This is a genomic window from Novipirellula sp., from assembly GCF_041583735.1.
Lineage (GTDB): Bacteria > Planctomycetota > Planctomycetia > Pirellulales > Pirellulaceae > Novipirellula.
The window spans coordinates 1-3,295 of sequence record NZ_JBFHFD010000813.1 but is presented as its reverse complement, the minus strand read 5'-3'; the positions used below and the strand labels follow the sequence as shown (position 1 = coordinate 3,295).

The following is a 3,295-nucleotide window of genomic DNA, read 5'->3' as shown; positions in this document are numbered from 1 at the left end:
CCCCCAAAGTGTTAGAAAAGGCCCCCTCGATGTCGGCTCAACTCACAGACCGCCAGCAGAACGTATACAACATGATTCGCTCGCTGATCGTAAAGCGAGGCTACGGGCCAACCGTCCGGGAAATCGGTGAACATTTCGGCATCAAAAGCCCCAATGGAGTGATGTGTCATCTCCGTGCCCTTGAGCGAAAGGGTTTGATTATCCGTAGTCCGAACAAGTCGCGGGCGATCGAGTTGACCCAGGCAGCCGACCGCAATCCGAACAGTTTGTCGATGGGCGGGGTTGTTGCCGGATCCCCCACTGCGTTGCCGTTTGAGCAAAACGAACGAGTCGACTTTAGCGAGATGTTATTCGGCGAAAACCGTTTTGTGCTGCAGGTCAGCGGCGACTCGATGATCGACGCCAAAATTGCCGACGGCGACTACGTGATTGTGCAGCGTCAAGATCACGCCTTTCCCGGGCAAATGGTTGTCGCGCAAACCCCCGATGGCGATTCCACGTTAGCGTACTGGCATCCTGAGGCGGATCGCATACGCTTGCAGCCAGCCAACGCGGCGATTCCGCCTCGGTTCGTCAAGACCGCGACCGTAGTCGGAGTTGCGGTCGGGCTTGTTCGCACCGGGATCTAATTTACCAATCGGATGCGAACCAGGATTTCAGCTTGCTGGGAATGGCGACATGACTAGCCAGCCAGCTTTTTCTCTTCGGCTGAGTTGATCTTGTTATAAAGCGTTTTCAAGCTGACCCCCAGTTCTTCGGCAACTGCGGGTTTATTGCCATCGTGTCGAGCAAGAGAACGCTCGATCGCGATCATCTCCATGTCACGCAAGGTCATCGGTTCGGACTCTCGCAATTCTTTTCGCAGTTGTCGCCGACCAAAATGACGTGGCAGATGCTCGGTTCCGATCGGCAATGAATCACAAAGGATCGCAGCGTGCTCAACCACATTCGCCAGTTCGCGGACGTTGCCAGGCCATTGATGTGACTTGAGTTCCGCGATCGCTTCGGGTGTAAAGAGATGTTCGTTTCCGCCATCGGTGCGGTGTCGGCACAGCAGATGTGAGGCCAAGGGAACGATGTCTTCGGTTCGTTCTCGCAATGCGGGGACATGAATTTCGAAGGTATTGATACGGAACATCAAATCTTCGCGGAACGTTCCCTCTTCGACCATCTTTTCCAGGTCACGGTGAGTCGCGCAGACGACTCGGACGTTGACGTTGACGGTTTGGTTGTCTCCGAGTCGGCGAATGTCACCGGTTTCGAGCACTCGCAACAGTTTGGCTTGCATCGCCAGCGGTAGCTCGCCAATTTCGTCTAAGAAGATCGTGCCACCGTCGGCGACTTCGAACAAACCGGTACGTGCTGCATCAGCCCCGGTGAACGCGCCTTTGCAGTGGCCGAATAGTTCACTTTCAATCAGATTTTCAGGCAACGCTCCGCAGTTGATCGCAACCATTGGCTGTTCGGCACGCAAGCTCGAATCGTGAATCGCGCGTGCGACTAATTCCTTGCCACATCCCGTTTCACCTCGAATGAGCACACTGCTCTCCGTCGGGGCGACCTTTGCGATCAAATTCCGCACCGCCTCCATCGCGGCACCGCTGCCGACCATTTTACAGTCGCCTTCGGCTCGTTTTAACCGATGTTGAAGCGCGGCGAGTTGACGTTTAGTTTGGCGACGCTCGGCAACCCGCCCCAGCAAACCGGCGATGTCGGCCAAACGGCAAGGTTTGGTCAGATAGTCAAATGCCTGGTGACGCAGCGCCGCGATCGCGGTTTCTTGACTCGGCTTTCCGGTCATCACCACCGCTTCGATCTCGGGACGCAGTTCGCGCGCTTTGCCGATCACATCGATCCCGTTCATGCCCGGCATATCAAGATCGACTAGCAGGCAATCAAACGGTTCTTTTTCCAGTGCGGCAACCGCAGTCAAACCGTCGGGGCACACCGTCACGGTGTATCCCATGCGTGGCAATTCGCTACGCATTAATTCCTGTAGGTTTTTCTCGTCGTCGGCAAACAGGATATGCATTGCATTTCGTTTAGGCTGCTTTGACTGACTCATGATTCCATCCAATCGTATCGCGACTTTTTGTGGGATTGTCTTCGTGTTCGGCGTGGGCAGGCAAGGAGACTTCCATGCGTGATCCTCGCCCCTCGCCATCGCTGTGTGCTGTCAAGGATCCGCCGTGCTGGGACACGATGCGGTAGGTAATGCTTAATCCGAGTCCCGTTCCAGTGCCATCACGACGACGCGTGAAGAAGGGTTCAAACAAGTGCTTCAGCACATCGGGACTCATTCCACAGCCGTCGTCTTGCACGATCACCGTGGTCGTATTGCCATCGCTGTGGACGTGAATGTCAACCGCACCGTCGGTGTCCACGCTCTCCAGTGCATTGGTGACTAAGTTCAGCACGACTTGACGAATCTCTTGTGGATTGACGTGGGCATAAGCAGATTCAGCAATATGTGTACGCAACGTTTTGCAACGATACTTTCCGACCTTGCTAACCATCGACACGACTTCTTCGACAAGCTCTTTTAGATTCGTTGCGGCGCGTCGCACTTCGCTTAAACGGCTGAAGTCGAGCAGTCGCTCGGTGATCCCTTTGCAACGAAATGCTTCGTCTTCGATCCGCCGCAAATTAGTTCGCATGATGGCGATAAAATCATCGTCAAGTTTGTTTTCAGCGCCGGTCAAACAAACCGCTTCCTCTAAGCGTGATTCGAGTGATTCCGCACTCCATGCAATCGTTGCCAACGGATTGTTGATTTCGTGAGCCACGCCTGCTGCGAGAAAACCAACGCTGGCGAGTTGCTCGTTCTGGATCACTTCGCGGGTCCGTTCGCGAACCTGTCGATCCAAGTCAGTGCAGAGCGAATTGACTTTCTTGTACGCTTTTTGAAACCGGTCGGTCATTTCGTTCATCGCGGCGGCCAATTCGCTCAGTTCGTCGCCTGTCCCCAAGTCGATGCGGTGGCTCAGTTGACCACCGGCGACCAATCGTGATCCGACAATCAGTGTGCGAAAGGGTTTGACGACCAGCGAGTGAAAACCCCAAACCAATAATGCCACCAAACTCATCGATACGATCGTGCACAGGCAGGCGACTGCAAACCAAGTTCGGTATTGACCGCGGACGTCGTGGCTGAATGCGGCCATGCCACCATGGATCAGCGACAGGTGCTCATGGGTCTGTTCCACCAGAGAATCGAGTCGCTCGGACAATTCGCTCTTCAACGAATAATCGATCGTGACGGGGCGACGATGAAATCGATCGAGATCATCGACTG

3 protein-coding genes are annotated in these 3,295 nt (G+C 54.7%); 1 reads left to right on the top strand and 2 read right to left on the bottom strand.

Annotated elements, in window-relative coordinates:
• The coding region (gene lexA / locus ABX962_RS33125) for a transcriptional repressor LexA (protein ID WP_372725959.1) at nucleotides 1-629 on the top strand (629 nt) is incomplete at its 5' end.
• Between the two features lie 53 nt (nucleotides 630-682).
• Here the strand turns inward: lexA and ABX962_RS33120 are convergent.
• Together ABX962_RS33120 and ABX962_RS33115 are read right to left on the bottom strand one after the other, a co-directional pair.
• Nucleotides 683-2,032, bottom strand: coding sequence for a sigma-54-dependent transcriptional regulator (locus tag ABX962_RS33120; RefSeq protein WP_372725960.1), 1,350 nt, complete (start codon nucleotides 2,030-2,032; stop codon nucleotides 683-685).
• Nucleotides 2,033-2,042: 10 nt separating this feature from the next.
• Nucleotides 2,043-3,295 (bottom strand): sensor histidine kinase (locus ABX962_RS33115; RefSeq protein ID WP_372725958.1); only part of this gene is annotated, 1,253 nt, incomplete at its 5' end.

Bases quoted from the DNA above. Each gene is read 5' to 3' on its own strand.
- ABX962_RS33120 (WP_372725960.1), bottom strand. From the start codon at position 2,032: ATGCATATCCTGTTTGCCGACGACGAGAAAAACCTACAGGAATTAATG.